Genomic DNA, 26,842 nt, shown 5'->3' with positions numbered 1-26,842 from the left:
CCGTGCTTCCGCTCTTCCGCGTTTCCGCGATGGGGTTTTCCTATTCGACGACGAGGGTGGTGCTGGCGGAGTGGGAGTTGTATTCGGGCGCATACATGCACTGGATTTCGGCGATGCCGCTTTCGTAGACGCCGCGCAGTTGCACGCGCACCGGATACTCGAACACGTGCGTGCCGGCGGGCAGCCAGTCCATGAAGAAGTGCGTGGCGGTGTCGCGCGTGCTTTCATAGTAACCGAGGCCGTTTTTCCAGCGGTAGCCGCTCAGGACGTTGACCGGCTCGGTGCCGCTGCCGCGTTGGTCTTTCAAGTGCACGAACTCCATGTCGCGGTCGGTGCGCAGTTCGATGCGCGCGATGAGGGTGTCGCCGGGTTCGAGCTTGGTTTTGTCGAGCGCGACGAGGGTTGGGCCGCTCGATGTGTTGATTTGTTTCCAGAGGGTTTTCTTGAGCGTGAGCGGCGTGCCTTCGTGCGGGGTGATTTTGTCGATGGTTTGAAGATACTGCCAGGTGACGCCGCCCCACGCCGGTCCGGCGTCGGTTTTGGTGACGGTGATTTTTTCTCCCATTGAGGGTGTGATCGAGGGGCCGGGGATGCGTTCGCGATAATAGCCGGTGCCGGCTTCGGATTGGGCAGGGGCGATTTTTTTGCCGCCAAGTGAAACGGTGACAAGGGCGTCGGATGCGAGTTTGTCGGCGCCGCGCAGGAGCAGCGCGTAGACGGCGTCGGCGGTCGCCTTGGTGCTGGGCCAGGCTTGGGTTTGCTTTTGCTTGAGCAGCCAGAGTTGGAGGTCGGAGACGGCTTGGGAGTCGCGCGCGACTTCGTCGAAGACTTCGATCATGAGCGCCTGGGTTTCGATTGGGGCCTGCCACCAGAACCAGCCGCGGTTGGTGTCGGCCCAATACATGCCGAGTTCGTCGTGGTTTTTGGCGTGTTGTTTGAGCGAGGTGACGATGGCGGCGGGTGTGGCGGTGTCGCCCATGCGGGCGAGCGCGAGAGCGGCGTGGCCTTGGGATTGGCGCGGGAGCGAGAGCCAGTGTTTGCGGGCTTGCGCGGCGTAGAAGTCGTAGGCGGCGCGGGCGGTGTCGGGGATGGGGATTTCCTTCAGGTAGAAGCTGCGCGTGTAGAGTTGGAATGCGTCGGCGCTGCGGATGTGGTTGTCGGCGGGGTTGAAGTCTTCCGTGGCAATGAGCTCTGCGTGGTGTTTGGCGAGGGCGGCGTCGAGCGCGGTGACGGCGCGCTTGAGCATGGCTTGGGCAACAGGCGGGACGCCTGTGTCAGCACGCGGGACGCGCGCGCCCCCCTGGACGGATTTTTTCTCGAAGTGGCGCAGGCGCGCGAATCCGGCGACGAGGTAGCGGGTGATGTAGTCGCTGCCGCGTCCGCCGGGGAACCATGCCCAGAGTCCGTCGTTCATCTGGCGCTCGGCGAGTTGCGCGATGATGGCCTGGGTTTGCGCGGCGGTGCGGTTGGCATCGAAGAGATTTCCGATGGCGCGGCGGTTTTCACTTTCGCGCGTGGCGTCGTGCAGCCACGGGGTTTCCTCGATGAGCACGGATTTGAGGTCCTCGTTTTTGAGGAGGGGCGATTCGAGCGCGGGGGTGTTGCGCCATTGCTCGAAGACGCGCGCGATTTTCGGGTCGGAGTTGGCGATGTGCGCGGCGAGGGCGTTGGCGTAGTAGCGGTTGAAGAGTTGCTCGGTGCATTCGTGCGGGTATTCCATGAGGTTGGGCAGCGCAAGCACGGCATACCAAGCGGGGTTGCCGGTCATTTGCACGGTCAGGGATTCGTGGCGAAGGGTGGTGTCGGTTGCGGATGCGGCGAGTTTGTCGAAGCTGAATGTGTAAGTGCCTTTGTCGCGGACGGGCAGCGTGATGGATTCGGTGACGAGCTGGCGGCGACTGAGGACGGGCAGAAAACCCTCCTCGCCGTCGCTGACCGCGCCGGTGGAGGCGACGGCTTTGTAGGTGAGGAAACCCTGGCCGTCGGAAACATAAATGCGCCATGAAATTGTTTTCGATGAATTTGGTGCCAATGTAAAAGGACGCTTGGGGCGATTAGCTTCACCATCTATTGTTTCAAAGGTGAATATATCCATGTCTTTCAGCGTGCTGGCGTCGGCGAAGGTGAGCTGGGCGGATCCGGTTTGCGGCTTGTCCGTCATGTTGGTGACTTTGACGGTGAACTCGACGGTGTCGCCCTCGCGCAGGAAGCGCGGCGGGTTGGGTTGCACCATGAGGTCTTTTGCGGTGACGGCGGTGTCGGTGAGGATGGCGGAGCGCAGTTGTTTGTCGTGCGCGAAGCCGAGGAACTTCCAGCGCGTGAGCGCCTCGGGCACGGTGAACTCCATGCGCACGGAGCCGTCCGAATCAGTGAGGAGTTGCGGGAAGAAGAATGCTGTTTCATTGAGGTTCTTGCGCGCAGTGACGGCGGTCAGGTCGGGGGCGGGAGATGAGGATGGCCTGGTCTTTGTTTCGGCATCTTCATTATATACCCGAAAGGCGTTTGCTCGGTCAGTCGAGTTTCCGCCTCCACTGGCCAACGTAATCCCGTCCATGCTAAAGCCTGCATACTTTGGATCCAGTCCGCCGACTCTCACTACATCTTGTTCGCTTGTCGGCTGTGCGCTTTGCTTGCCCGAAGCAATTTTGGATTTTCTGGAACGGCCACTACTAACTGTGAATTTTTCCAATACAACAACATCAGCACCATCCCTAAAAGAGAACGCATTCCTATGCCAGTATCGGAAGATCGCGTTATTCCAGTGCCGATAGGGTGACTTGATGACAGTTCGAGTGCGTTTCTGTGGAGTGTTTTTAGTTTTTAGAGTGAAGGAATTCAGGGCGTTGGTCGCGGTCCATGAAGTGTTGTTGCGGTTTCTGCGAAAGATGCCGGAGAGGTCGCCCCAGCCGTGCGAATAAAACTGGTCGAGCGAGGCGTCGTAGAGGGCCGCGGTCATTTCAGCGGCAGTTTTACGGGCATCCGGACCGGCGATTTTGGCTGCCCATGTTTCTCGTCCGCCGGGGACGAGTTTGGAATTGAAGTGCTCCCACGTGATTTTGAGACGCTTGTTGTCCCACGGAATTTCGATTTCCCGGGATTTTGAGACGAGGCGGTTGTCGCGCATTTGGAAGATGCGAAGGGTGATGCCGCCGCGCATGGATTCACTGACAGGGATGGAGATTTGTTGCTGGGTGATGCCGGATTTTGTCCAGAAGCGGCGAAGCACTTTTTGGTTTTGCTCTATGCTGACGAGCGCGCGGGCGCTGTCGTAACCGGAGGACCAGAGGGCGTTGATGGTGTCGCCCGGTTGGGCTGTCCATGAGGGCGCGGCGAGATTGAAACTTTCCTTGACGCCGTAGCGGTTGGAGTCGGGTTCGAGAACACGAAACTCGGTGCGTGCGGTTACGGGTTTTCCGAAACGGTCCTTGGTTTTTACAATGGCGCGGTAAATGCCGGCGGGAAGTTTTTCGGTGAGTTCGGCGACGCCTGTGTCGGCGGCGGTGGTGAAGGTTTGCGTGGCGACGACGACGGACTCGGGCCAGCCCCGGATGTCGGCGGGGTTTGGCTCGGGTGAATTCTTGCTTTTAAAGTGGCGGTAGATGGCGGGGAGCGCGGGTTGCGGGACTGTGGAGGGTTGCTTGAGGGCGTGAATGGCAAGAGTGCCGGTGGTTGTTTGGGCGGTGCCGTCGAGGGTTTTTGTGGCGAGATTGAAGAAGACTGGATCATCAGTGGTTTGCCATTCGCCAGCGGAAACAGTGGCAGCGAGCGCGGTATAGCCCACGGAGATGACGCGGGTGACCGTGCGGGTTTCGCCTGTGGCGTCGGTTATTTCGGCGGTGATGGCGTAGTCGAAGACGGGCTCATTTTTAGCGTCGACGGTTTTGTCGGGGATTGTGTCAAAGGTGATGGTAAATTTTCCGGCGAGATCAGTGCCTCCGGTGCCGTGGGCTACTTCGCGGTCAGTTCTTGCGGGGATGAACCACCAACACCAATCGGGCACGCGGACGAGGCGGCGAACGCGCCATTTGACCTTGGCCCCATCAATGGGCGCGCCGGTGTAGGCGATGGCGGTGCCGGAGAGCGTGACGACGCTGTCGAGCTTGGGCGCGGTTTCGGGCGCGGGGAGCGAGACTTCAAACTTGGGGCGTTTGTATTCCTCGATGCGGAAGGAGGCGCCGCCTTGTTTGTCGATGGCGTGAAGGCGATAGTGCCCCGCGAGACGTCCTGCGGGAACGGTGAAGGAGCCGGAGATGGAGCCAAAATCGTTGGTGCGGAATTCGACGCGGGAGACCTCCTTATTGTTGGGGTCGCTGAGGACGACGGTCACACTGCGGTTTGCGAGGGGTTTGTTGTTGTCGCGCGCGGCGTTGGCGCGGAGGAGGACGGCCTTGAACTGGATCGTTTGACCGGGGCGATAGATGGAGCGGTCGGTGAAAAAGAAAATTTGTTTGGAGGCACTGGCTTTGTCTGTCGGGTTTCTGATGTAAACGGGGGTTTTGGTTGAGATGGCTTGTCCGTCGAGGGCCGTGGCAAGGACGGTGTAATCGTGGTATTTGCGTGAAGATGCGCCGGTGTTTGCGAACTCGAATGCCCCGTCGATGTTTGTGCGCGCGGGTGTGAGCGGGACGCGTTCGTTGCTGTCGGTGGACTGCCATGCGTGGACGGTGGCGTCGGCAATGGGTTCGCCAGTGGTGGCGTCAACGACGTAGCCCGAGATGCGACCGTCGCGAGCTTCGTTGCGAACAATGGCGAGCGTGCTAACCCAGACGGGAGAGAATGCGGTGATGTTGTGCTCCTCGGAAAAGAGGTCGGTTTTGTAGAGGCTGGCGACGATGAAGTAAAAGCCGGGCTCAAGATCGCGAGGGGCGGGGAGTTTTTCCTCGCGATAACAATAATCGGGTGTGGCGGGAAGCTCGGCAGTCCAGGTTTTGGAGGGGGCGAGCGAGAGGATTTCGAGGCGATTTTTTTCCGAAAAACGACTGAGGCGATTGTTCTTTTTTTTCAGGAAGGTTTCCCACTCAACGGGGATGGCTCGGAAGTGTATTTGGGTTTGGTTGCGATAGCGGACGGTGATGCCGGGCATGGTTGCGTCGGGATCTGCAGGCCATGTGTATTCGGTGATGAGTTCGGTTATTGAAGGATGCTCGAGGCGCTCTATGATTTCGTGGCAGGTCTTGTCATAGCCGCGCCTGTCAATGGAGACTCCCCGTGTTGCGGCTGCGTGCGAGGCCGCGGGATCGGCGATTTCGAGAAGCTTGGCAAGGCGGGCGCAAGCGAAGACAGCGATGCGCGTGTCGTCGTATTCCCAGCGGTCGATGAAGGCACGGAGGGCGTCGGCGTGGCGTTTGCGTGTAGTGTCGTTGTTGCCGAGGAATTTGGCCGCCCATGTGATGCGGGCGAGGTCGGCGTCGGCGAGGGCATGCGGGGGAAAGGGGTCGCTGAGATGGAAGCGGAGGAGCTGTTGGTAAAGTTGAATGGCGCGCAATGCCGGCGAGACACTGGCGTTCCCAGTGCTGGCAGTATTCCATGCGAGGAATTCTTCGAGGGTGCCGAGGATGGGGGAGTCGGGAGTGGGTTCGAAGGCGTCCTCGGATTTGGGAACACCTTGTTCACCCGCACTGTAGAAAGCGATAGCCTCGTGGACGAGGAAATCGTAGAGGGTGGGGCGGTAGGCGTCGGGGAATTTGCCTTTGAGGAGGAGGGGGGCGAGCGTGGCGATGGGTGTTTTTTGAAGCGTGTCGGAATCGACGAGCGCGGCTTCAAAGTGCGAGGCGGTTTCGGTAAGAACACGACGTGCGCCCCAAGTGAGGAAATCGTCGGAGGGGGGCTCGGTGGTTTGTGTGCGTCGGAGGAGTTGCCAACGGTTGGCTTGATAATACGCCCACCAAGTTTTCGCGAGTGCGGTTTCAAGAAGCGGGCGCATTTGCGGCGAAAGCGTTGGGCGAGCATTGCCGTTGGTGTCGGCGGGCGGCGTGTCGGCGAGCCAGGCATTGAGTGCGCGAATAACGTAAGCGGATTGCTCTTTTTGTTTTTCGCCGGAGGCGTCGGTTTGCGTTTTTTGCAGGATGGCTTTCAGCGCCTCGGCATGAGAACCATCGGCAAGCGCGTTGGTGATAATACTGTCGAGCGCGGCGGCGGCGGTTTGGGGCTGGCCTGCTTTTTGTGCGTCGGCGACAGCGCGCCAGTCCGCGGCGCGGTCTGCCGCGAAGAGTGTAGGGTGAAGGGTGAAGAGTGAAAACAGGAGTGCGAGGGCGAGGCGGCGGAGGTGCATGGCGAAGAGGAAGTGCAGCGAGTGGTGAGTCGCGGATGTGAATGTGGGTGCGCGAAAAAGCTATCGCAGTGATGCGGGGAAGGGGAGGCTTTTTTGAGGCTTTGGTTTTTGCCTCTTAACGACGGAATGTCTTTCCGCTCGAAACTTACCCCTTACTTCTTAATTTTCTTCAGTAGCACGCGCCATTGGCTGGGTTGGCTGAGGCGGCGGTTGAGTTCGAGGAGGGTTGAGTAGCTTGCGGCGGGGATCACTGCGGGGTTTAGGTTGATGGTTTGCGTGATCGTGAGCGTGGTGCGGGCGTTTTCGGTCTTGGTTGCCGTGATGACTGCGATTTGGCCGTAGTCGCCGGGCCCGGTCCATGAGAGGTTTTCGGGGGCGGCTTCGACTTCGAGACCTTCGGGGAGCGTGATTGTCCACTGGATTGTGGAGTCGCGGTGCGCGGTGGCGAAGAGGGGGTGGATGCGAGTGTCGGGGCCGGCGGGCGTGGGCGAGGTTGAGGCGGCGGGGAGTTGAAAGTAGAGGTAGTCGCCGCTGCGGACCGCGTAGCGGGCGACGTCGGCGGAGAACGAATAGGTGGCGGGGTAGTCAAGGTTGGTCTCGAAGCCGCCGCGTGGTTGGGCGGCTTGCGAAATCCATGTCATGCACGACTGGTGATAACGGTCGCGGTCCTCGGGTGTCATTTCGGTGAAGCGGCGCTTGAGGCTTTCGTGGTTGGCGCCGTAGTGGGGCGCGGTGAATGTGACCGCGGCGTCGCCTTCGGGGGAGAGGATTATTTGCCAGTCTGTGCGGCTGGTGGTTTGGTATTTGGGCGCGGGGGTGATTGTTTCGATTTTTCCGGTGGCGAGTGCAATGACCATGCAATCCTCGAGCGAGGTGGCGTGCGGGTCGGCGTAGAGGCTGAGGTGGTCGAGGTAGCAGGTTTCGCCGTCCGCCTGGACGCGAACTGCGAGGTGGCTGAAGGAATCGGCGGGGAAGAGGTCGTCTTCCTGCCAATAGAATTTTGTGACACGCGAGCCGGCGAGGAGGAATTCGGGTTCGAGGCCGGCGGCGCGTAGGAGCGCGGCGAGGAGGATGGCGCGGTCGGCGGTGTTGCCGTAGGCGTCGGCCAGGGTTTTTTCGGCGGGCGTGAGGCAGGAGAGCGGCAGGTCGGTGAAGTTGGGGCCGGCGTTGCGGACGTGGCGGGCAATGTAATCGCGGATGGCGACGACGCGGTCGGTTTCGGTTTTGGCGGCGGCGGTGAGTTCGGCGGCCTTGGCACGGATGGCGGCGGTGGGTTCGGCGAGGGGCGCGACGGCGGCGTTGATGAGGCGCGCGTAATCGGCGGGGTTGTTGAGTGTGGTGGCTTGATAAACGGGGCCGAGATAGGAGCGGGGCGGGAGCGCTCCCTCGCGGGGCGAGGCGGTGCGGGAGCCGCTGACGCGGAAGCGGGTTCCTGTTTTCGGATTTTGGTTTTCGTCTGGGGAATCGGCGAGCGCGGCGAGTGCGGGGGTGGTGGAGAGGTTTACGCCGGCGGCGGTGTTGAGGGTGAATGTGTAGGCGTCGATGGGATCGAAACCAAAATAGGACTGCGAGAGGGCGAACCAGGGTTTGTTTTTGTGGGTGGTGGTGATTTGGGTGTCGATGGTCGCGCCTTCCTCGACGCCGGGGAGCGAGATGACCATGGTTTTTGCGGCGGGGTAGCGCGGGGCGCGGGCAACCCAGGGGGCGTCCATGATGTTGATTTCCTCGGGGGAGACGGTGCGCGTGCCGCCGTCCTTGAGTGTGACGGTGGCGTGGTCAAGCGTGACGGTTTCCCAGACGGGGTTGTAGTTGAGCTTGATTTCGGAGTGATTTTTTTTGCCCGCGTAGGTGAGCACTTGCTTGCGGACGGCGCGGCGGCGCGTCCAGTTGTGCGCGTCGTCGAGCGTGATGGTGAGTTCGTTGTTGAGGGTGCGGATGTCGGGGGTGAGTTGCGTTTTGGATTTGGCGGCGAGCACGGGGGCCTGGCGGTCGGAATACTCTATGTCCTTGAGGGCGTCCTTGAGTTGCGCGTAGGGTTCGCCCTCGGCCACGCGGGGGGCGCGGAGGCGCATGGCGAGTTTGCCGGTGATGACGTTTTTGTTTCGCGTGAAAGTTTTTTCGTAGGTGACGGCGGGGAGTTCGACGCGGGTTTCGTCGGGAAGGGCGAGGGTGTCCCCGATGCGCGGCGGGAGGTTTAGCGTGAGCGTTTCGTCGAGGCCGCAGGTGTAGGGGATTTCGAGGGGGAAGCGGCGTTTGGCGAGCGCGGTGCCGTTGCCGAGAAAGCGCGAGGCGATGGAGAAGTCGGCGCCGAACCAGGGTGTGTTGAGAATGGTTTTCCCCCGGGCAACGGTGAAGTAGTCGGGCGCCGAGAAGGAGATCGCGGCGTGGAGGGGCCGGGTGGTGTCCATCGCGTTGCGCGGGGTGATTTCGTGCGCGGTGAGGGTGGCGCCGGGGATTTGATTTTTGAGGAGGGTTTCGAGCCAGCGGCGGATGTCCTCGGGCTTGGCGCGGGCGAATGAGCCGCGGTAGGCGTTGTCGTTGATGCCGCTGAAGTCGAGCGTGATGTCGCCGGTGGCCGAGCCGTCGTCGGCAATGGTGATGCGCGTGGCGGCGCGGAGCATGTTTTCCTCGGGCGGGGCGACGGGCGAGACGCGGAGTGTGTCGCCTTCGGCGCGGGCTACGAGGTAGCTTTTGTTGGCGAGGTAACTGGGGAAGAGGTCGGCGGTGTTTTCGTCGGTCGAGTCCATGAGGATGTCGGTGCCGTCGGCGAGGCGGACGGCGGTGACAGCGTGGTTGAAATAAATTTTCGGGACCTCGGGATCAACGAGCGGGCCGGCGTTGATGAGGACGGGCGCGGCGTCGAAGCCGGCGGCGCGGAGCATGGTGACGAGGAGCGCGGCCTTGTCGCGGCAAACGCCGTAGCGGTTGTTGAATGTGAGGCTGACGTCGTGGGGTTCGAAGCCGGGCGAATCTTTTTCGAGGGTGATGCCCATGTAGCGGATTTCCTGCGAGACGAAGCGGAAGACGCGGCGGATTTTTTCGTCGTCGGTGAGCGGCGTGGTGGAGCCGGCGGGCGGCGCGATGAGCTCGGCGACCTTGGCGTCGATTTCGGGCGTGCTGGCGAGGTGGGGTTCGCAGATGGAGGAATACCATTTGGAAACTTCCTCCCAAGTGGCGACGGTGCTGACGAGGAGGCGTTGCGTGCAAATGTAGAAGGCGGGCATCGAGGGTTCGGGAAACGCCTGGGGGACGTCGCGCGCGATCCATGTGTGGATGATTTCATCGCCCTCGACGCGGGTGGCGGCGGTGAGCGTGTCGCCGTTTTTGTCGAGGATGGCGGTGGCTGCGAGGGGTTTGTCCTTCGGGCCGCGAACTTCGTAGGTGCTGCGGATGATCGGGCTGGTGCTCTCGAAGGATTGCCAGTCGCAGAAGGTGTCTTTCATGCGCGGACGCTTGGTGGTGGTTTCCTTGACGATGTGCAGGGTGTCGCCGACCTTGAGGCCGGGGAGGGCGAGGGTGAGGATTTTGTTGTTTGGGTCGTAGATGTTTGCGGCCATCGAGCGGCGGTTGGTCATTTCCTTTGTGTTGGCGGCGATGTCGATGGGCGTGGCCGTGCCGTCGGGGTGGATGATGCGGGCGAGTGTGACGACGGTGCTTTCGTAAAAGATATTATAGGCCATGCTGTGGGTGCGGTTTTCGCGGAGGCCTTTTTCAGTGAGGATTTTCACGAATGTTTCGGCGCGTGTGAAAGCCGAGCCGTCGGCGGCGTAACGTGTGCGAATGATTTCGTCCACAAGAACGGAATCGGCGTCGGGGTAGCGCTCTGTGGTGATAGCCGAGAGATCGGGAAAGGCTGAAGAACTGAAGGACTGAAGGGCTGAAAGAAGGAAGAGCGCGAGTGCGGCGAGGTGGCGTTGTGACATGGGAAAATGTTTTTTTGGATAAGACAGATAAGACCGATGGGACGGATTCGAAAGGCCGAAAATCAGCCGCCGGCGAACACCGGACGGAAGCCGGCCTCGGCAAGGATGCGGGCGACTTCGTCGCGCTTGTCGCCCTGGATTTCGATGCGGCCGTCCTTGACCGTGCCGCCGGTGCCGCAGACGGCGCGCATTTTTTTGGCGAGCGCCTCTTTTTCGGGGAGGCCGATGCCGGTGAAACCGCGCGCGACCGTGACGGTCTTGCCACCGCGCCCGGCTTTTTCGCGAACCACGTCAACGCGGCCGCGGTTTTTTGCGGGCGCGGTGGACTTGGGCTGCGTTACAGGCGGAGATGATTGTGGCGCTGGCGCGGATGCGGGGGCGGGTTTCAGATTTTCCAAACCCGAAAGCGATGCGAAGACGTTTTGCGTGAGGTCCCGTCCGCCGTCGGTCGGAATTTTTCGCGTGTGTTTGTCGGCGCTCATGATGCGGTGGTTTCGTGTGTCTTGTGTGAAGCGGATGGCGGTGTTTTGCGTCGGATTACGCTGCTTGATGGAGCGGCGCGCAATCCATTACTAACGGTCAAACACGGTGCGTGGCGCGGCGATGTTGCGGCGCCCCTTTCATCTTGAGCCGCGGAGCCCGCGCGTGTATCGTTCGCCCAAACAATTCAGCAATGAACTCGCTTTCATTTCCGACGCGCGCGAATGCCGATTTGATCGAGGCCGCATACCGTGGCTGGCTCGACGATCCCGATTCGGTCGATCCCGCGTGGCGCGCGTTTTTCCAAGGCTTCATGCTCGGCAACGGCGCGTCGGCCACGCCCGCGTCAATCGGCGCCGCGCTCGCGGGCGCGCCCGCCATCGACTCGCTCAAGCAATCGCAAGTCCACTCGCTCATTTACCACTACCGCAGCATCGGGCATTTGCAGGCTCATCTCGATCCGCTTTCGCCGCCGCCCGGACCGGCGCCGCGCCTTTCGCTCGCCGAGTTCGGACTGACCGCGGCGGACCTCGACGAGTCGTTCGACATCGGCCACTATCTCGACGGCGGGCGGATGCGTTTGCGCGACCTGATCGCCGCGCTGCAAAAAACCTACTGCGGCACGATCGGCGTCGAGTATATCCACATTCAGGACACGGAGGTGCGCCGCTGGATTCAGTCGGCGATCGAGCCGAATCATTTCCAGCCCGCGTTCAACAAGGCCGAGAAAACGCGCATCCTCCGGCGGCTCCACAAGGCCGAGCTTTTCGAAAAATTTCTCCACACCAAATACGTCGGCCAAAAACGATTCTCACTCGAGGGCGGCGAGACGTTCATCGCCGCGCTCGACGCGATAATAGAGCGCTGCCCCTCGCTCGGCGTCGAGGAAATCGTGATGGGCATGGCGCATCGCGGACGCCTCTCCGTGCTCGCGAACATCCTGAGAAAACCATTCGACGTTTTGTTCGAGCAGTTCTCGGAAAACTACCTGCCCAACACCGTCGCGGGCGATGGCGACGTGAAATACCACCTCGGTTTCGGGGCGATTCTGAAAACATCCTCCGGCGCGCAAGTCGAGGTGCGCCTCGCGGCAAATCCCTCGCACCTCGAAATCGTGAACCCCGGCGTCGAGGGCAAGACGCGCGCGCGCCAGCGCATCCGCGGCGACACCGAGGCGCGCGGCAAAGTCATCCCGCTTCTCGTCCACGGCGACGCCGCGCTCGCGGGCCAGGGCATCGGCGCCGAGACGCTCCAGTTTTCCCAACTCCCCGGCTACCGCACCGGCGGCACCGTTCACATCGTGATCAACAACCAGATCGGTTTCACCACGATGCCCGACGACGCGCGCTCCACGCGCTACTGCACCGACCTCGCAAAAATGGTCGACGCGCCGGTCTTCCACGTCAACGGCGACGACCCCGAGGCCGTCTGCCTCGCCGCGCTCCTCGCGCTCGAATTCCGCCAGACGTTTCATCGCGACGTGTTTGTTGACATGTATTGCTACCGCCGCCACGGGCACAACGAGTCCGACGAGCCCGCGTTCACGCAACCCACGCTCTACCGGCGCATCGCCTCGCACCCGCACGTCTCCGAAATCTACACGAAACAACTCATCGCCGAGGGCACGCTCACCGCCGCCGACAGCGCCGCCATCCAGGCCGAATACACCGCCGCGATGGACGCCGCCTTCGCAAAAGCAAAGGCCGCCGAGGCCGCCGCCGCCGCGCGCCCGCCCGAGGAATACGATCCGGCCACCCGGCGCTTCCGCGGCTCCAACGCCGTTTTTCAGCCGCCCTACAAACACACGCCCGTCGCCACCGGCGTCCCGCGCGAACTCATCGAAAAAGTCACGCGCGCCCTCACAACCATTCCCGACGGTTTCAGCATCAACTCAAAAATCAAGCGCCTGCTCGACAACCGCGCAAAAGCGCTCGCCGCCGACGGCCCCGTCGATTGGGGCTACGGCGAGGCGCTCGCGCTCGGCACGCTGCTCGCGGAAGGCACACCCGTGCGCCTGAGCGGGCAGGATTGCGAACGCGGCACATTCTCGCACCGCCACGCCGTCCTCTACGACCAGGGAACGCGCGCGCGCCACATCCCGCTCCAAAACCTCTCGCCCGACCAGGAGCGCTTCTGCGTCTACAACTCGCTCCTCTCCGAGGCCGCCGTGCTCATGTTCGAATACGGCTACTCGATGGACTACCCCAAAATGCTCTGCATCTGGGAGGCGCAATTCGGTGACTTCGCCAACGGCGCGCAAGTCGCCATCGACCAGTTCATCGTCAGCTCCGAGTCAAAATGGCAGCGCAGCACCGGCCTCGTGCTCCTGCTCCCCCACGGCTACGAGGGCCAGGGCCCCGAGCACTCCAGCGCCCGCCTCGAACGCTTCCTCCAAGCCTGCGCCGAAAACAACATCCAAGTCGCCAATCCCACCACGCCCGCGCAAATCTTCCACCTCCTGCGCCGCCAGATGAAACGCGATTTTCGCAAACCGCTCATCGTGATGTCGCCCAAATCCCTCCTGCGCCATCCCGCCGCCGTCTCGCGTATCCAGGATTTCAATACAGGCGGTTTTCAGGAAATTCTCGACGACCCCGCGTGGGCCGACTGGCAATCCTGCCCGCTCCCCGGCGCGTCTCCCGAAGAAAAAATTGAAACCACGTCGCACCGCCCGCCGGGCCGCATCATCCTCTGCTCCGGCAAGGTTTATTACGACCTCTGCGACTACCGCGCGCGCAACAAAATCACCGACACCGTCATCCTGCGCATCGAGCAACTCTACCCGCTCCACCGCAACCGCATCGCCGAACTCGCCGACACCTACGGTCACGGCGGCCACCTCGTCTGGTGCCAGGAGGAACCGCAAAACATGGGCGCGTGGACATGGATCGCGCCGCAACTCGAGGAAATCTTCGGACGCAAAGCCACCTACGCCGGCCGCAAACCCGGTGCCAGCCCCGCCGTCGGCGCCCTCGCCCTGCACAAACGCGAACTCACCATGCTGCTCCGCGACGCGTTTAACCTCTGAAAAATCCTATTCCCGACTCAGCCCGCCACAAGTCGTCACACGTCGATTCCCGTCGATACAAACAACAACCCACCCAATCCCCCTATGAGCCTCCTCGAAGTCAAAATCCCGCCCGTGGGCGAATCGATAACCAGCGGCATCCTCGCCAAGTGGCACGTGGCCGACGGCGAAATCGTCAAACAAGACCAGCCGATCTTCGAACTCGAAACCGACAAAATAACAAGCGAGGCAACCGCCGAGGCCGCCGGCAAAATCACGCTCAAAGTTGCCGACGGTGCCGAGGTAAAAATCGGCCAAGTCGTCGCCACAATCGACACCTCCGTAGGGGCGTCGCTTGCGACGCCCGGATTGAGTGGCACGGGCGACTCGCCCGTGGCTCCGGGTAACACGAACACCCCGCCCGCATCCCCCGCGGTCCAACGCCTCGCCGCCGAAACCGGCATCGACCCCGCGACCATCCAAGGCACCGGCAAGGACGGTCGCGTGACAAAAGCCGACATGCTGGGGAAGGCTGAAGAGCTGAAGGCTGAACGCCTGAAATCCCAATCCACGCCGCCCGCGCCACCTCAGCCTTCAGCCTTCAGTCCTTCAGTTCTTCCTTCCGAGCGGCAGACTCGGAAGAAAATGTCGCCCCTGCGCAAACGCATCGCCGAACGCCTCGTGCAGGCGCAGCACCAGTCCGCGATGCTCACCACATTCAACGAATGCGACATGTCCGCCGTCATCTCCCTGCGCACCAAATATCAGGACGACTTTGTGAAACGCCACGGCATCAAACTCGGCTTCATGTCATTTTTCACAAAGGCGGTTGTCCACGCCCTGCAAGCCGTCCCGGCAATCAACGCGCAGATCGACGGCGACACGATTGTCCAAAACAACTACTACGACATCGGCGTCGCCGTCTCCTCCGAAAAAGGCCTGATGGTTCCCGTCCTCCGCGACTGCGACAAAGCCGGCCTGGCCGACATCGAAAAACAACTCGCCGCGCTCGCCAAAAAAGCCCGCGACGCCAAAATCACGCTCCCCGAACTCGAAGGCGGCGTCTTCACGATTACCAACGGAGGCATCTTCGGCTCGATGCTCTCGACACCGATCATCAACACCCCGCAAAGCGCCATCCTCGGCCTCCACGCCATCAACGACCGCCCCGTCGCCATGAACGGCCAGGTGGTCATCCGCCCGATGATGTATCTCGCCCTGAGCTACGACCACCGCCTCGTGGACGGCAAGGAAGCGGTCACCTTCCTCGTCAAAGTAAAACAAGCCATCGAAGACCCCGGAGTGTTGGCGCTGGGACTGTGAATAATAATTATTAAGAATGTATCTACTTTTACGTTATATGCGGTGAAATGAAAAAATATGTCATCATTGTTTTGCTTTTTGCATGTGGCTGCACCCAGACGCCTAAAACAGATAAAATCACTGCTGTCACAGCACGCGATCTTTATTCAAATCCATTAAAATACAATAAACAGTATGTTGAGTTGAGTGGAGGAATCAATATTCAGTTTGAATATCAAGTCATTTCATATGAAGGCGAAAAAATAAAGCAACCGGCATTACTTTCAGGAATATGGATTTCTTTTGATATTGATTCGATTAAGAAACACAGCCCACAATTTTATGAATTGATAGATAACGGCTTGAATCAGGCTATGGCTTTTAAGGGCGGCTTGATAGGTAATATGCGGTGCCGTGGTGATTTTACAGTGGCTGATTGGTATGGCGATTTGTCTGCCAAAACTATTACGGAAACAGATGTTTTTGTGAGAGGATTCGGTCACTTTGGCGCTTACGGAGCTTTGTTTATAGTGCGCGAAGTCTTGGATCATCAATCCACGGTTTCATCACTCGAAGATTCTTCGACTCCAGATTCTCGGCAATAACATGCAACATGTCTCATTGCTTCGTCGTTTCTATCCTGCCTCTGAAATCAAAAGCATAAGTGTTGCCACGTATGTTTCCTAGGTGCTTATTGTTCTCGTTTTTTACGAATCCTTTGTAAAAAAGCGTTTTGACCGGCCGTGTGCATGCAAAAGGGGTTTACCTGAGGCTGTTTGGCGGCAATATCCGGCGCATCATGGACGACCTACTTGCTGCACGCGCCACGATTGCTTTCTCACTGGGGTTTCACATCATTTTTGCGTCGATTGGCATGACCATGCCGTTCTTCATGTCGGCGGCTCACTGGCGATGGCTCAAAACCAAGGATCCCGCCCATCTTGAGCTCACAAAAATGTGGATGCGCGGCGTCGCCATTCTTTTTGCCGTGGGCGCGGTTTCGGGCACCGTGGTCGCGTTCCAGCTCGGGCTGCTCTGGCCCGGCTTCATGAAACACGCGGGACCGATTTTCGGCATGCCGTTTTCGTGGGAGGGCTCGGCATTTTTTGTCGAGGCGGTTGCCATCGGGTTGTTCCTTTACGGCTGGGGGCGCATGAAGCCGTGGCTGCACTGGGCCACGGGGCTCGTTGTCGGCATCGCGGGTTTTACCTCGGGGATTTTTGTCGTCGCGGCCAACGGCTGGATGAACACGCCCGCCGGATTTGACTGGGTGGAGGGCGCGGCAATCAACATCGACCCCGTCGCCGCGATGTTCAACAAGGCGTGGCTTCACCAGACAATTCACATGCAGCTCGCCGCGCTTCAGGCCGTGGGATTCGGGGTGGCGGGCATCCACGCGGCGTTTTATTTGCGCGGCAAGGCGAGGGAGATGCACTTGGGCGCGCTCAAAATTGCGCTCACCTTTGGCGCGGTGGCGTCGTTGCTCATGCCTTTCTCGGGACACTTCGCCGGGCAGCGCGTCGCGGAATACCAGCCCGCCAAACTCGCCGCCGCCGAGGGGTTGTTTGTGACGACCACAAACGCCCCGCTCATCATCGGCGGCATTCCTGACGTGGAAACGCAAACCGTGCGCTACGCCATCGAGATCCCCGGCGCGTTGAGTTTTCTTGCGCACAACGATTTCAACACCGCGGTCACCGGGCTCGACCAAATTCCGCGCGAGGACTGGCCGCCCGTGGTCGTCACGCACTTCGCGTTTCAAATCATGGTCGCCATCGGCGGCATCCTCGCGTTGATGGCCGTGCTCTATCTCGTTTTCCTGAAAAAGAAACGATGGCCGGGCTGGTTTATGAAGGCGCTCATCATTTGCGCGCCGCTCGGGTTTATCGCCATCGAGGCCGGGTGGGTCGTGACCGAGGTGGGACGGCAGCCTTGGATTATACAAGGCGTCATGAGAACCAAGGACGCCGTCACGCCGGTGCCCGGAATGCAGTATCATTTGTATTTGTTGTTTGTGCTCTACGCGATCATCACCGTCGCGGTGGTCTGGCTTTTCAAGCGGCAGGTGCGCGGCATGCACAAGCGGCTCGATGACACGGAACCCTCAACGAAAGCCTGAGCCATGACACACATCCTTATCTTTTTCATCGGCGCGTCGCTCCTGCTTTACGTGCTGCTCGGCGGCTCGGATTATGGCGCGGGCATTCTTGAGTTGTTGTCCATGCGCTCCAAAAAACTGCGCCGTGAGCAAACGCGCGCTATCAATCATGCGATGGGGCCTGTGTGGGAGGCGAACCACGTGTGGCTCATCCTGATCGTGGTGATTTTGTTCATGGGATTTCCCCTCGCGTTCACCACGCTCATGACCGCGCTGCACGCGCCGTTGCTCGCGTTGCTCGTCGGCATTGTCGTGCGGGGGGCGACATTCAGTTTTCGCCATTACGATCCCGTGCAGGATGAAAAAACGCAGCGCGTTTACACGATACTTTTCGGCGGCTCGAGCCTGTGGACCGCGATGTGGCTCGGCATTATTGCGGGAACGCTGAACCGCGGCACAATCCCCCTTGCGCGCGCGGCCGGCGAGGTCGGCGCGGTGGACGCCTACATTCTCCCGTGGCTCGACTTGTATCCGTTTTGCGTGGGTCTGTTCGTGACGTGCATCTTCGCGTTTTTGGCGAGTGTGTATATGGTGGGCGAGACCAAGGAGCCCGAGCTCAGAAACGTATTCACGCGCCGGGCGGCGATTTCCAACGTGTGTGTTTTTGTCGCCGGCGGCGTGGTGTTTCTCGCGTCGCTGCTGGAGGCCAAAAGTCTTTTCGCCCTGTTTCTTGAGCGCCCCGCCGCGATTTCGGCGATCGTGATTGCCGTGCTTTTGTTCGTGGCGCTTTGGAAATTTATAAAATTGCGCAATGTTGTTTTCGCCCGCGTGGTCGCCGCCGGGCAGGTCACGATGATCCTTCTTGGCTGGTGGCTGCTTTACGCGCCCAACGCAATAATCACGACCGAGGGGCCGGTGAGTTTCTACGAGGTCGCCGCGCCGCGCGCCACGCAGCTGCAGCTCATGCTCGCCCTGCTGGTCGGCAGCTGCATTATATTCCCAAGCCTGTTTTTCCTGCTGCGCGTGTTCAAGACCAGGAGCGAAACCGGGGCCGCGAATTGATATTGGAGCCGCGGTCCCGATTATCACATTTTTATATTCACGCCGGCGGTTATGTAGGCGGACGATTTTCCCTTTAGCTCGTAATCAATGTCGTGATAATCAAAACGCCGGTCGACCATCCAACCGGCTTCGAGTGACAGGCTCACGCGGCGGGCGACTTTATACGAGGCGTTCACGCCGGCGCGTATTTCGCGATAGTTCACGTAAGTGTTGGCCAGGTCGGCGCGGTTGGTTTTTCCCGGGGCTTTTGTGGTGCGATAACCGCCGCCTTGCATGGTGGCGCCGAGACCGAGTTCGAGCGCCTTCGTCGCCTGCCACATCACGCCGACGCGCGGAAACCCGAGATTGAGCGACCAGTCCTCGGCAAGCGCGCACCGCATGCTCACCACCGGCATCACTTTATATTCGCCGAACGGATTCACGCTCACGCCAAAAGACCACATCGTGCCGTTGGACTGGGTGTAGTTGGCGATTGCCATCACGGGCACATTGATTGTGCGCCATGTGTAGTGCTCAAAATCGCCGTAGTATCCCGGGCGCGCAAAAATTGCCCCGCGCCATTTTTCAGAGAACACCTGCGTGATGCCGGCGTTCACGGTGATCGTGCCGAGGCGCTCCGGCGCGGGCACGGAGTCGTCGGAGTCGATTTCGTTTATTGAGAACGCGGCGCCGAACCCGAGGAACGTCGCCTTGCCGAGCGCCAGGCGCCCCGACGCGCTCAGGCTGAAATTATTGACCGACGTCTCTCCTGAAGTCTCGTTGTGTTTGTAGCCGGATTTCCCCGAATACGAGTGGGACGCGGAAAGACTTTCAAGCAGCGACGGATGAAATGTGGCCGAGGCGGTCTGGGCGTGCGCGTGAAGTGACGCGAACGCGGCGATAAGAAACGCTGCAAGTGGTGCGAGTGGGCGGGTTTTCATGTGAAACAACAAGTGTGAAGATTGCAGCGTGAGACCTCAAGGGCTCATCCGTGTTCATAAATACATTTTGGAACCGAGGGGATATTTTCCAAACGCATGACATTTTCCTTACAAATGGCTGACGCCCCGCTGACAATCCCTCCGCCGGTTTCCGATATTCTGCGCGCACACTTTTAGGCAAAACCCGAACCGCTTATCAACATCACCAACATGAAAACAACCCGCACCACACCACCATCCCGCAAACGCGTTTCCGCCGGCGCAATCACACTCGCGCTCGGCCTGACGCTCGCCGCCACAAGCGCCTTTTCAAAACCCATGACAAATCCAACACCCACCCAATCAAAAATCACCGCCGCCACCGTTTACACCGACCGCGCCATCGTCACGCGCGCCGCGCGCATCGAGCTGCCGGCGGGCGAATCGCACATCATCCTCGAAAAACTGCCCGCGTCGCTTGTCGACGCCTCCGTGCAAGTCAACGGACGCGGCACGGCCGAGGCCACCATCCTCGATGTTTCCACGCGCGTTACCTACACGAGCAACGCCGCCGAGGTTGACCTGCCGCGAGTCAACGCACTCCAGGAGGAGATCGCCGGCATCGAGCAGGCCATGCGCAAGCTCAACGACCGCGGCGCCGTCCTCAAGCAGCAGGCCAAGCTGCTCGACCGCATTGAGGGCGTGATCGTCGCCTCGCCGCCGAGCGGTTCCGACGCGCCGCCCCCGTCGTTGGAAAACCTGCAAAAGCTCATGGAATTTTCCGGCGAGAAACGCGAAAAACTCGCGGCCGACACGCAGGCGCTCGACCTCGAAATCGCCGAGACAAACAAGAAGCTCGGCACGCTCCGCGCGCAATTAAACATGATCATGCGCGGCGCGCGCCCCGACAATAAAAGCTACAAGACTGTCACGGTGCGCGTTGCCGCCGCGAAAGCCGGCTCGCTCGATCTCAGCGTTGCCTACACCGTGCCTAATGCCAGCTGGTCGCCGTCCTACGATGTGCGCATGCGCTCCGACGAGCGCGCGGTCGAACTCACTTACTTCGGCATCGTGCGCCAGGCGACCGGCGAGGATTGGGACGACATCGCGCTCACGCTCTCGACCGCGCGCCCCTCGCTTGGCAGCGCCGCGCCCGTCCTCAACCCGTGGATACTCGACGTGTTCGTGCCGCGGCCTGCTGTTAAACTTGATGCAATGATGGAAAGGCGATACGCCTCACCGCAACAGATGAAAATGGCCGAGGCCCAAGTCTTCAATGCAGCCGCCACAACTGAAATGGTCGTAGAGGAAATGGCCGAAAAGGACATCGCCATCGCCACCGCGAGCGTGGACGCGTCCACCACCAGCGCGACATTCAAAATCCTCGCGGCCACGAGCATCCCGAGCGACAACACGCCGCAGAAAGTCAGCATCACGGTCAACAAACTCGACGCCAAACTCCAGTATCAGGCAACACCCGCGATGCAGGAGACGGCGTTCCTCAGCGCCTACGTCACAAATTCGACCGAGTATCCGTTCCTCGCAGGGCCGGCGAACATCTTCCTCGACAACGCGTTTGTCTCCACTTCGTCGCTCAAGTCGGTGATGCCCACTGAAAAGTTCGAGGTCTCGCTCGGCGCCGACGAGGGCGTGGCAATCAAGCGCCGCGTTGTGAACCGTTTCGCCGAAAACACCGGGCTGACCGGCAAGGGCCGCCGCGTGACCTACGAGTTCATGGTCACGATCACGAACAACAAAAAGACCGCCGAGCGCGTCGTGTTCAAGGAGGCGCTTCCGCTTTCGCGCAACGAAAAGATCGTCGTGAAACTCATCACGCCCGCCGAGAAGGATGTGGGCACGCTCGAAAAACCCGGCAAGGAAGTGACGCGCGAGGAGGACAACAAACTCGTGTGGCGCCTCGACCTTCAACCCGGCGAAAAACGCGAGGTTCCGCTCAAGTTCAGCGTCGAATATCCAAGCGATGTGCAAGTGACCGGACTGGAATAATTCCAAAAAGAAGTTGGTGGGGCAGGGCGGTTTCACAAGGCCGCCCTGCGTTTTTTTGTGAGTTTCCGTGGACGTTCGAAGCCGGACGCCCACGGAGCCTGTCTCGTAAAAAAAGACGCCTCGCCGCGATTTTTCTGGCAAGTGAAATTGCCCGTCGCATTATTCATTGGAAATTAACCAAACGCCCGGCAAAACCGATCGGGGATGCCGGCGGCACGTTCGTCCAATTTTTAATTTTCAGCCCGGTTCGTCATGACAACTCTCCAGTCAAACAGATCAGAGCGATCACAAGATTTTGTGAAACGGTCCTCTTTGTATCAGGAATTTCTGGCGGAGCGTGAGGAGATACTGCGCCACAAATGGCTCGAGTCCGAGCGCCTCGGCTATGACATCGGTTTTGAGCGCGCATTGCTCGACTGGATTCGCAAGCACCGCGAAGGCTGGCGCACGGCGCGCCGCGCGCAAACCCCGCCCTGTTCCGCGAACAGGCAATAACGCACCGCGCTTTCTTGCACGCCGCTCCGGTCATCCATCCGGATGCAAAAACGCCCACAAGTCCGCCGCCATCTTTTCGCCGAATCCCTCGACTTCGGTGATGCGCTCCACGCTTGCGGCGCGCAGTTTGTCGATGTCGCCGAAATGCGACATGAGCGCGGCGCGGCGCACCCCGCCCATTCCGGGGAAATCGTCGAGCACGCTTTCGCGGATTTTTTTTGAGCGCAAGTCGGCGTTGTAGGTGTTGGCGAAACGGTGCGCCTCGTCGCGCATACGCTGCAGCAACTGCAACCCCGGATGCGTGAGCGGCAGGTTCAGCGGCGGCCGCGTGTCGGGAAAAATGATTGTCTCGTGTTTTTTTGCGAGGCCGATGATTGCGGGCGGCTCGACGTCGATCGCGACAAACGCCTTCAGCGCGGCGGCAACCTGGCCGCGGCCGCCGTCGATCACGATGAGATTCGGGAACGCTTTGTCCTCGCCGTGCAGTCGCGAGTAACGCCGGCCCACGACTTCCTCCATCGCGCGAAAGTCGTCGTTGCCCATGAAACTCTTTATGCGGAAACGGCGGTAGTTGTTTTTGTCGGGACGCCCGTCTGTGAAGTGCACGCACGAGGCGACGACAAACGTGCCCGAAATGTGCGAGATGTCGAAACACTCCATGTGCGCGGGCGGCGCGGGCAGTTCGAGCGCGCTTTGCAGCGAGGCGAGCGCGTCGGCGTCGGTGTGGATCACGCTTTGCTCGCGCTCGAAACGACGCGCGGGCTGGAGCGTTTTTTCGAGCGCAAACACAATGTCGCGCAACTCGGCGGCCTTTTCGAAATTGTGTTTTTCGGCGGCGGCGAGCATTTCGCCGCGCAGGATTTCAAGCCATTCGCGCGACTTGCCCTCGAGAAACGCGCACGCGGCGTCAACCCGGGCGCGGTATTCATCGGCGGTGACGATGTTGGCGTGCTCGCCGTAGATTTCCTGGCGGATGTCGTCGTAGAGCCGCCAGCGCCCGTCGGGGAGTTTTTGCGGTGACGAGTCGGAGAGCAGCACGCCGAACTGGCGGCGCATTTGCGCGAGTGTTTTTCGCAGCGGACCCGAGTGCGCGAACGGGCCGAAGTAGCGCGAAACGGAGTCCTTGCGGATGCGCGTGAGGCGGATGCGCGGCAGCTCCTCGCGCGGGTCGATTCGCACGAGCAGGAAGCGTTTGTCGTCAATGAAGTCCGTGTTGTATTTTGGCTTCCACTGTTTGATGAGGCGCCCCTCGAGCAGAAGCGCCTCGGGCTCGGATTTCACCTCGATTGTGTCGAAGTCGGCAATCAGGCCGATGAGCGCGCGGATTTTCGGCTGTGTGATCATCGCGGCGCGCGAGGGCGTGAAATACGACGAGACGCGCTTTTTCAGGTTCTTTGCCTTGCCGACGTAAAGGATTCGCCCGAGCCGGTCCTTCATCAGATACACGCCCGGCTTGTTGGGAAGGCGGCGCACCTTCCCCTTCAAGCCCAAGGGCTCGTTGCTATCTGTGGCGTTTGATGGCATCTGTTTGGGAAATTCCGAATCTCAAGTATCCAAACCTCAATGAGGCCGGGTTTGCCAATGGAAAATCGTCTTTTGCAATTTGAGATTTCCACGTTTGCGATTAGCATGTTCGTTTGAGTCTTTTCCATGCGACATTTTGAACTTCTTACCCTTGGCGACGAATTGCTGCTCGGCTTGGTTGGCAACAGCCACGGCACATTCATCGGTTCGCAACTCGCCCGGCGCGGCGTGATGCTGCAACGCAACATCACCTTGGGCGACGACGCCGGCGCGATCGCGCGTCAGTTTGCCGAAAGCTGGCGCGTGGCCGACGTGGTCATCACGACCGGCGGGCTCGGACCCACTTGCGACGACCGCACGCGCGAGGCCGTCGCGCGGGAACTCGGCCAAAAACTCGTGCACGACGAAAATGTGGAGCGCGCCCTTCGCGAGCGATTCGAGCGTTTCGGGATGTGCATGACGGCGAACAATCTCAAGCAGGCGCAGCGTCCCGAGCGCGCCGAGATTTTGCACAATCCGAACGGCACCGCGCCCGGCCTCTGGGTCGAGCAGGATGGCAAGGTGCTTTGCATGCTGCCCGGCCCGCCAAACGAGCTGCGCCCCATGTTCACCGAGCAGGTGATGCCGCGCCTCGCGCGCCTCGGTTTCATCGCGGGCGAGGAGGCGTATGTGCAAATGCGCACAATCGGCGTTGGCGAATCGCTTCTCGAAACAAAATTGCAGCCCGTCTTTGACAGGCACGGCGCGTCCGATCCCGCGAGGCTGGGCGTGGCGTATTGCGCGCATCCCGGCGCGGTGGATTGCCGCATCAGCTCGCCCGGCGGCTTGATTTCGCGCACGCAGCTTGAAAACATCGCGTGCGAATGCGCCGCGCAGCTTGGCGAAAATTTGTTGTGCGTCGGCCACGATGAGCTGCCCCAGGTCGTGGCGCGCCTGCTTGTCGCAAACAAGAGGCTGCTGGCCATCGCGGAGGACGCCACCGGCGGAATGCTCGCAAACTGCTTCAACGACATTCCCGACCAGAATCATTTTTTTGCGGGCGCCGCCGTCTGCCACACGCACGAATCGAAAATGCAGCTCATCGACGTGCCGGAGGAGGTGTTGCTCCAGCACAACGGCGCGAGTGACGAGGGCGCCATCGCGATGGCGACCGGCGCCGCCGAGCGCATGGGCGCCGACTACGCGCTCGCGATAACAGGGTTTGAATACAATCCGCGCGCCGGCAACGAACACGGCGGCCCGGTTCACATCGGCATGTATTCACCGAATGGCGCATGGGCCAAAACCGTGACCTATCCCGGTCCGCCGCTCGCCCTCCGCCAGCGCGCCATCACTGCCGGGCTCGACTGGCTGCGTCGGGAGTTGCTAAAAGAAAAAAACACCCAGTCATAAAAACGCGGTGTTATTTGAAGGTAGGGCGAACCGTCCCGGTGAGCCGGGATAGTGAACGGCTCGCCCTGCCAATATCTCACAGAGGAAACTCCCTGTTATTTCTTTTCCGAAAAATTGATTGTGTCGCCCGCTGTTTTGTCGCGGCTGCGGGCGCTTTTTGAGCCGTAATACGCGTAATTTTTGCTGTAATAGGCATAGTCCGCGCCGGCGTTTTTCGGGACGCGGTTAAGCACCACGCCGAGGATTTCCTTGTCGAGTCCGAGGATGGTTTGCTGCGCGCGGAGCACCATGCTGAGCGGGTTGCGGCGATATTGGATGAGCAGGAGCACGTGGTCGATCAGGCTCGTGATCACGGCGGAATCGCTCACGCCGATTATGGGCGGCGCGTCGAACACGATGCGGTCGTATTGCGTGCGCAGGTCGGCCAGAATTTCCTTGAGGCGGTCGGCGTAGAAAAGGCTGAGCGTGAAACCGCTGATCGTGCCGCTGGGGATGAAGTCGAGTCCGGGCGCGATGTTGCGGCTGCGGCATTGGTCGAGCGTCACCTTGCTTTGCAGCAGGTCGGCGAGTCCGGGGGTTTTGGCGACGTTGAAGAGGCGGTGTTGCGTGGGGCGGCGCAGGTCGGCGTCGATGAGGAGGACGCGTTCGCCGGCGGCGCCCATTGCGCGGGCGAGGCGGAGGAGCGTGGTCGACTTGCCTTCGCCGGGGCCGGCGGAGAGCATCACGAGCGTTTGCGCGCCGTGCGAGGGTTTGTTGCGCAGGGCGAGGGTGATGTTTGTTTGCAGGACGCGGAAGGGTTCGTCCTCCGCGGGGTCGAGCGGCTCCTCGGCGGGCTTGCGCGCGGTGAGCGACGAGGGGATGACGCCGAGCACGGGGCGCTGGAGGCGGCGTTCCACGTCGGCCACGCTGCGGAAGCTGGCGTCGAACATGTCGATCAGCAGCGCGGTGCCGATGCCGAGCACGACGCCGAAAAGGATCGCGAAGGTGATGTTGATCGGCCAGCTGGGCCGCTCGGGCTCGGGCTTGGGCTCGGCCTTGCTGAGGATTTCGACGGGGCGCTTGGGCTGGTTGTAGTCGATTTCGCGCTGGCGGAGGGTGAGCTTGAAGGTGGTGTAGAGTCGCGTGGCCTCGTCGAGTTTTTGCATGGCTTCCTCGAACGGGCGCATGCGCTTGGAGGCGTTCTCAATTTGGGACGTCTTGGCTTCCTCGAGTTGTTTCTTGAGCTCGGCGACGCGCGCCTCGGCTTCCTCGGCCTTGCTTTTGAGCGTGAACTCGTAGCCGGTGAGTTGCGCCTCGAGCTGGGTCTTGATTTTCGAGAGGTTTTCGCTGGCGACGATCATCTCGGGGTGCGCTTCGCCGAGGCGGGCGGAAAGTTTGGTGACGTTTTGCTCGGCCTCGAGGTAGATTTGCTGGAGGCGCTGGGTGCCGGGGTCCTCGATGAGTTGCGCGTTGACGAGCGAGAGGCGTTTGTCGGGCGGAATGTCGCGGAAGCTTTCGTAGCGGGTTTTGAGGCTGTTGGCGTCCACGGTGAGCGCGACGAGCGTGCTTTGCATCTGGCGGAGGCGCTCGACTTCCATGCTGTTGTTGCGCGGATTGGTGAGGTCGATGCCGGAGATGCTGAGTTCCGCGCGGAGGCGTTCGACGGTGTCGCGCTGGGCGATGACGATTTTTTCCTGCGCGGCGAGCTGGTTGTTGAGCTCGGCGAGGTCGGCTTTTTGCGCGGCAGTGGCGAGGTTGATGCGGTCCTCGGTGTAGACGCCGACAATCTCATTGGCAATGGCGGCGGAGAGCGCCGGGTCGCGGGAGTCGATAGTGATTTCCACTATGGAGGATGTTTTTGGCGACTCGACGGAGACGAGGCGTTTTTTGATGAGATAATCGTAGGTGAAATCAACGGGGAGCGGTCCGGGGATTTCGAGCACGGCGGCGAGTTTTTCGTTGAGCTTGAGGCGTTCGATGACGGGGTTGATGATTTTTGGGGATTTGATCGTGCGCAGCTGGTCCTGCACGAAGTAGGGGTCGTAGTAGTCGTTGCTCTGCGCCTGGAAGACGGCGCTGGTCGCGCCGATTTTGAGCACGCGAATGGACGCCTTGGAGCGATACCATTTGGGCAGGAACGCAGTGACCGCGATGGTCGTGATGACGACGAGTGCGAGGATGAGGAGTATGAGAGCCTTGCGCAGGTTAAGCGTTTGTAGAAACGCGGGCAGCGGTGCGCTCTCCTTGACTGGATCTGAGTAAGCCATTGTTTTTGGGCGTCACGAAAGACAATGTGCGCCCCGCCGCGGCAGCAAGAACTTTATCTCGCATTGCAAATGAGAGGCGTTGGGAGCCGCGCAAGGGGGCCAATCGCGCAAAATGGCGGATGTGATGCCGGCGCAA

Annotated in this window: 14 protein-coding genes; 8 read left to right on the top strand and 6 right to left on the bottom strand. The window is 60.6% G+C overall.

Annotated elements, in window-relative coordinates; genetic code table 11:
- Positions 1-40: 40 nt before the first annotated feature.
- From M2447_RS03680 to M2447_RS03670, 3 genes are all read right to left on the bottom strand, one after another.
- The gene (locus tag M2447_RS03680; RefSeq protein ID WP_277557446.1) at positions 41-6,271 is read right to left on the bottom strand and encodes an MG2 domain-containing protein; all 6,231 of its coding nucleotides are present in this window, start codon (positions 6,269-6,271) and stop codon (positions 41-43) included.
- 152 nt (positions 6,272-6,423) lie between these two features.
- Positions 6,424-10,194 carry a DUF3857 domain-containing protein gene (locus M2447_RS03675; RefSeq protein ID WP_277557445.1) on the bottom strand — a complete coding sequence of 1,257 codons (3,771 nt, stop codon included), beginning with the start codon at positions 10,192-10,194 and terminating at the stop codon, positions 6,424-6,426.
- A 62-nt stretch (positions 10,195-10,256) separates the two neighbouring features.
- On the bottom strand, positions 10,257-10,676 hold the full coding sequence (locus tag M2447_RS03670; protein ID WP_277510591.1) for a translation initiation factor: 420 nt from the start codon (positions 10,674-10,676) through the stop codon (positions 10,257-10,259).
- 191 nt (positions 10,677-10,867) lie between these two features.
- Here M2447_RS03670 and M2447_RS03665 point away from each other — a divergent pair, with 191 nt between their 5' ends.
- From M2447_RS03665 to M2447_RS03645, 5 genes are all read left to right on the top strand, one after another.
- A complete protein-coding gene (locus M2447_RS03665; RefSeq protein WP_277557444.1) occupies positions 10,868-13,702 on the top strand; it encodes a 2-oxoglutarate dehydrogenase E1 component in 2,835 nt (944 codons plus the stop codon).
- Positions 13,703-13,786: 84 nt separating this feature from the next.
- Entirely contained in the window at positions 13,787-15,004 is a 1,218-nt protein-coding gene (gene odhB / locus M2447_RS03660; protein ID WP_277557443.1) for a 2-oxoglutarate dehydrogenase complex dihydrolipoyllysine-residue succinyltransferase, read from the top strand.
- A gap of 47 nt (positions 15,005-15,051) precedes the next feature.
- Positions 15,052-15,588 carry a hypothetical protein gene (locus M2447_RS03655; RefSeq protein WP_277557442.1) on the top strand — a complete coding sequence of 179 codons (537 nt, stop codon included), beginning with the start codon at positions 15,052-15,054 and terminating at the stop codon, positions 15,586-15,588.
- A gap of 194 nt (positions 15,589-15,782) precedes the next feature.
- The gene (locus M2447_RS03650; RefSeq protein WP_277557441.1) at positions 15,783-17,102 is read left to right on the top strand and encodes a cytochrome ubiquinol oxidase subunit I; all 1,320 of its coding nucleotides are present in this window, start codon (positions 15,783-15,785) and stop codon (positions 17,100-17,102) included.
- A gap of 3 nt (positions 17,103-17,105) precedes the next feature.
- Positions 17,106-18,143, top strand: a complete 1,038-nt coding sequence (locus M2447_RS03645; RefSeq protein WP_277557440.1) for a cytochrome d ubiquinol oxidase subunit II — start codon at positions 17,106-17,108, stop codon at positions 18,141-18,143.
- A 23-nt stretch (positions 18,144-18,166) separates the two neighbouring features.
- Here the strand turns inward: M2447_RS03645 and M2447_RS03640 are convergent, their stop codons facing one another.
- A complete protein-coding gene (locus M2447_RS03640; RefSeq protein ID WP_277557439.1) occupies positions 18,167-19,063 on the bottom strand; it encodes a DUF6268 family outer membrane beta-barrel protein in 897 nt (298 codons plus the stop codon).
- A gap of 210 nt (positions 19,064-19,273) precedes the next feature.
- On the opposite strand from M2447_RS03640, the gene M2447_RS03635 reads away from it, so the two are divergent.
- Complete coding sequence (locus M2447_RS03635; RefSeq protein WP_277557438.1) at positions 19,274-21,049, top strand: mucoidy inhibitor MuiA family protein; 1,776 nt, start codon at positions 19,274-19,276, stop codon at positions 21,047-21,049.
- Positions 21,050-21,301: 252 nt separating this feature from the next.
- A complete protein-coding gene (locus M2447_RS03630) occupies positions 21,302-21,544 on the top strand; it encodes a hypothetical protein (RefSeq protein WP_343215364.1) in 243 nt (80 codons plus the stop codon).
- A gap of 30 nt (positions 21,545-21,574) precedes the next feature.
- Here M2447_RS03630 and M2447_RS03625 read toward each other — a convergent pair whose 3' ends face one another.
- A complete protein-coding gene (locus M2447_RS03625; protein WP_277557437.1) occupies positions 21,575-23,068 on the bottom strand; it encodes an excinuclease ABC subunit UvrC in 1,494 nt (497 codons plus the stop codon).
- A gap of 126 nt (positions 23,069-23,194) precedes the next feature.
- On the opposite strand from M2447_RS03625, the gene M2447_RS03620 reads away from it, so the two are divergent.
- Complete coding sequence (locus M2447_RS03620; RefSeq protein WP_277557436.1) at positions 23,195-24,460, top strand: CinA family nicotinamide mononucleotide deamidase-related protein; 1,266 nt, start codon at positions 23,195-23,197, stop codon at positions 24,458-24,460.
- A gap of 95 nt (positions 24,461-24,555) precedes the next feature.
- On the opposite strand, the gene M2447_RS03615 is transcribed toward M2447_RS03620, so the two are convergent.
- Complete coding sequence (locus tag M2447_RS03615; RefSeq protein WP_277557435.1) at positions 24,556-26,706, bottom strand: polysaccharide biosynthesis tyrosine autokinase; 2,151 nt, start codon at positions 26,704-26,706, stop codon at positions 24,556-24,558.
- Positions 26,707-26,842 lie beyond the last annotated feature (136 nt).

It is taken from the genome of Ereboglobus sp. PH5-10 (assembly GCF_029504735.1).
Taxonomy (GTDB): domain Bacteria; phylum Verrucomicrobiota; class Verrucomicrobiia; order Opitutales; family Opitutaceae; genus Ereboglobus.
Note: the sequence above shows the minus strand (reverse complement) of the source record. Positions and strands in the feature narration are given on the sequence as shown.

What these genes read in the sequence shown, in the direction of transcription:
- M2447_RS03625 (WP_277557437.1), bottom strand. Translation starts at nt 23,068, where the DNA reads ATGCCATCAAACGCCACAGATAGCAACGAGCCCTTGGGCTTGAAGGGG.
- M2447_RS03630 (WP_343215364.1), top strand. Translation starts at nt 21,302, where the DNA reads ATGACAACTCTCCAGTCAAACAGATCAGAGCGATCACAAGATTTTGTG.
- M2447_RS03635 (WP_277557438.1), top strand. Translation starts at nt 19,274, where the DNA reads ATGAAAACAACCCGCACCACACCACCATCCCGCAAACGCGTTTCCGCC.
- M2447_RS03650 (WP_277557441.1), top strand. Translation starts at nt 15,783, where the DNA reads ATGGACGACCTACTTGCTGCACGCGCCACGATTGCTTTCTCACTGGGG.
- M2447_RS03680 (WP_277557446.1), bottom strand. Translation starts at nt 6,271, where the DNA reads ATGCACCTCCGCCGCCTCGCCCTCGCACTCCTGTTTTCACTCTTCACC.
- M2447_RS03665 (WP_277557444.1), top strand. Translation starts at nt 10,868, where the DNA reads ATGAACTCGCTTTCATTTCCGACGCGCGCGAATGCCGATTTGATCGAG.
- M2447_RS03670 (WP_277510591.1), bottom strand. Translation starts at nt 10,676, where the DNA reads ATGAGCGCCGACAAACACACGCGAAAAATTCCGACCGACGGCGGACGG.
- M2447_RS03640 (WP_277557439.1), bottom strand. Translation starts at nt 19,063, where the DNA reads ATGAAAACCCGCCCACTCGCACCACTTGCAGCGTTTCTTATCGCCGCG.
- M2447_RS03645 (WP_277557440.1), top strand. Translation starts at nt 17,106, where the DNA reads ATGACACACATCCTTATCTTTTTCATCGGCGCGTCGCTCCTGCTTTAC.
- M2447_RS03655 (WP_277557442.1), top strand. Translation starts at nt 15,052, where the DNA reads ATGAAAAAATATGTCATCATTGTTTTGCTTTTTGCATGTGGCTGCACC.
- odhB (WP_277557443.1), top strand. Translation starts at nt 13,787, where the DNA reads ATGAGCCTCCTCGAAGTCAAAATCCCGCCCGTGGGCGAATCGATAACC.
- M2447_RS03620 (WP_277557436.1), top strand. Translation starts at nt 23,195, where the DNA reads ATGCGACATTTTGAACTTCTTACCCTTGGCGACGAATTGCTGCTCGGC.
- M2447_RS03675 (WP_277557445.1), bottom strand. Translation starts at nt 10,194, where the DNA reads ATGTCACAACGCCACCTCGCCGCACTCGCGCTCTTCCTTCTTTCAGCC.
- M2447_RS03615 (WP_277557435.1), bottom strand. Translation starts at nt 26,706, where the DNA reads ATGGCTTACTCAGATCCAGTCAAGGAGAGCGCACCGCTGCCCGCGTTT.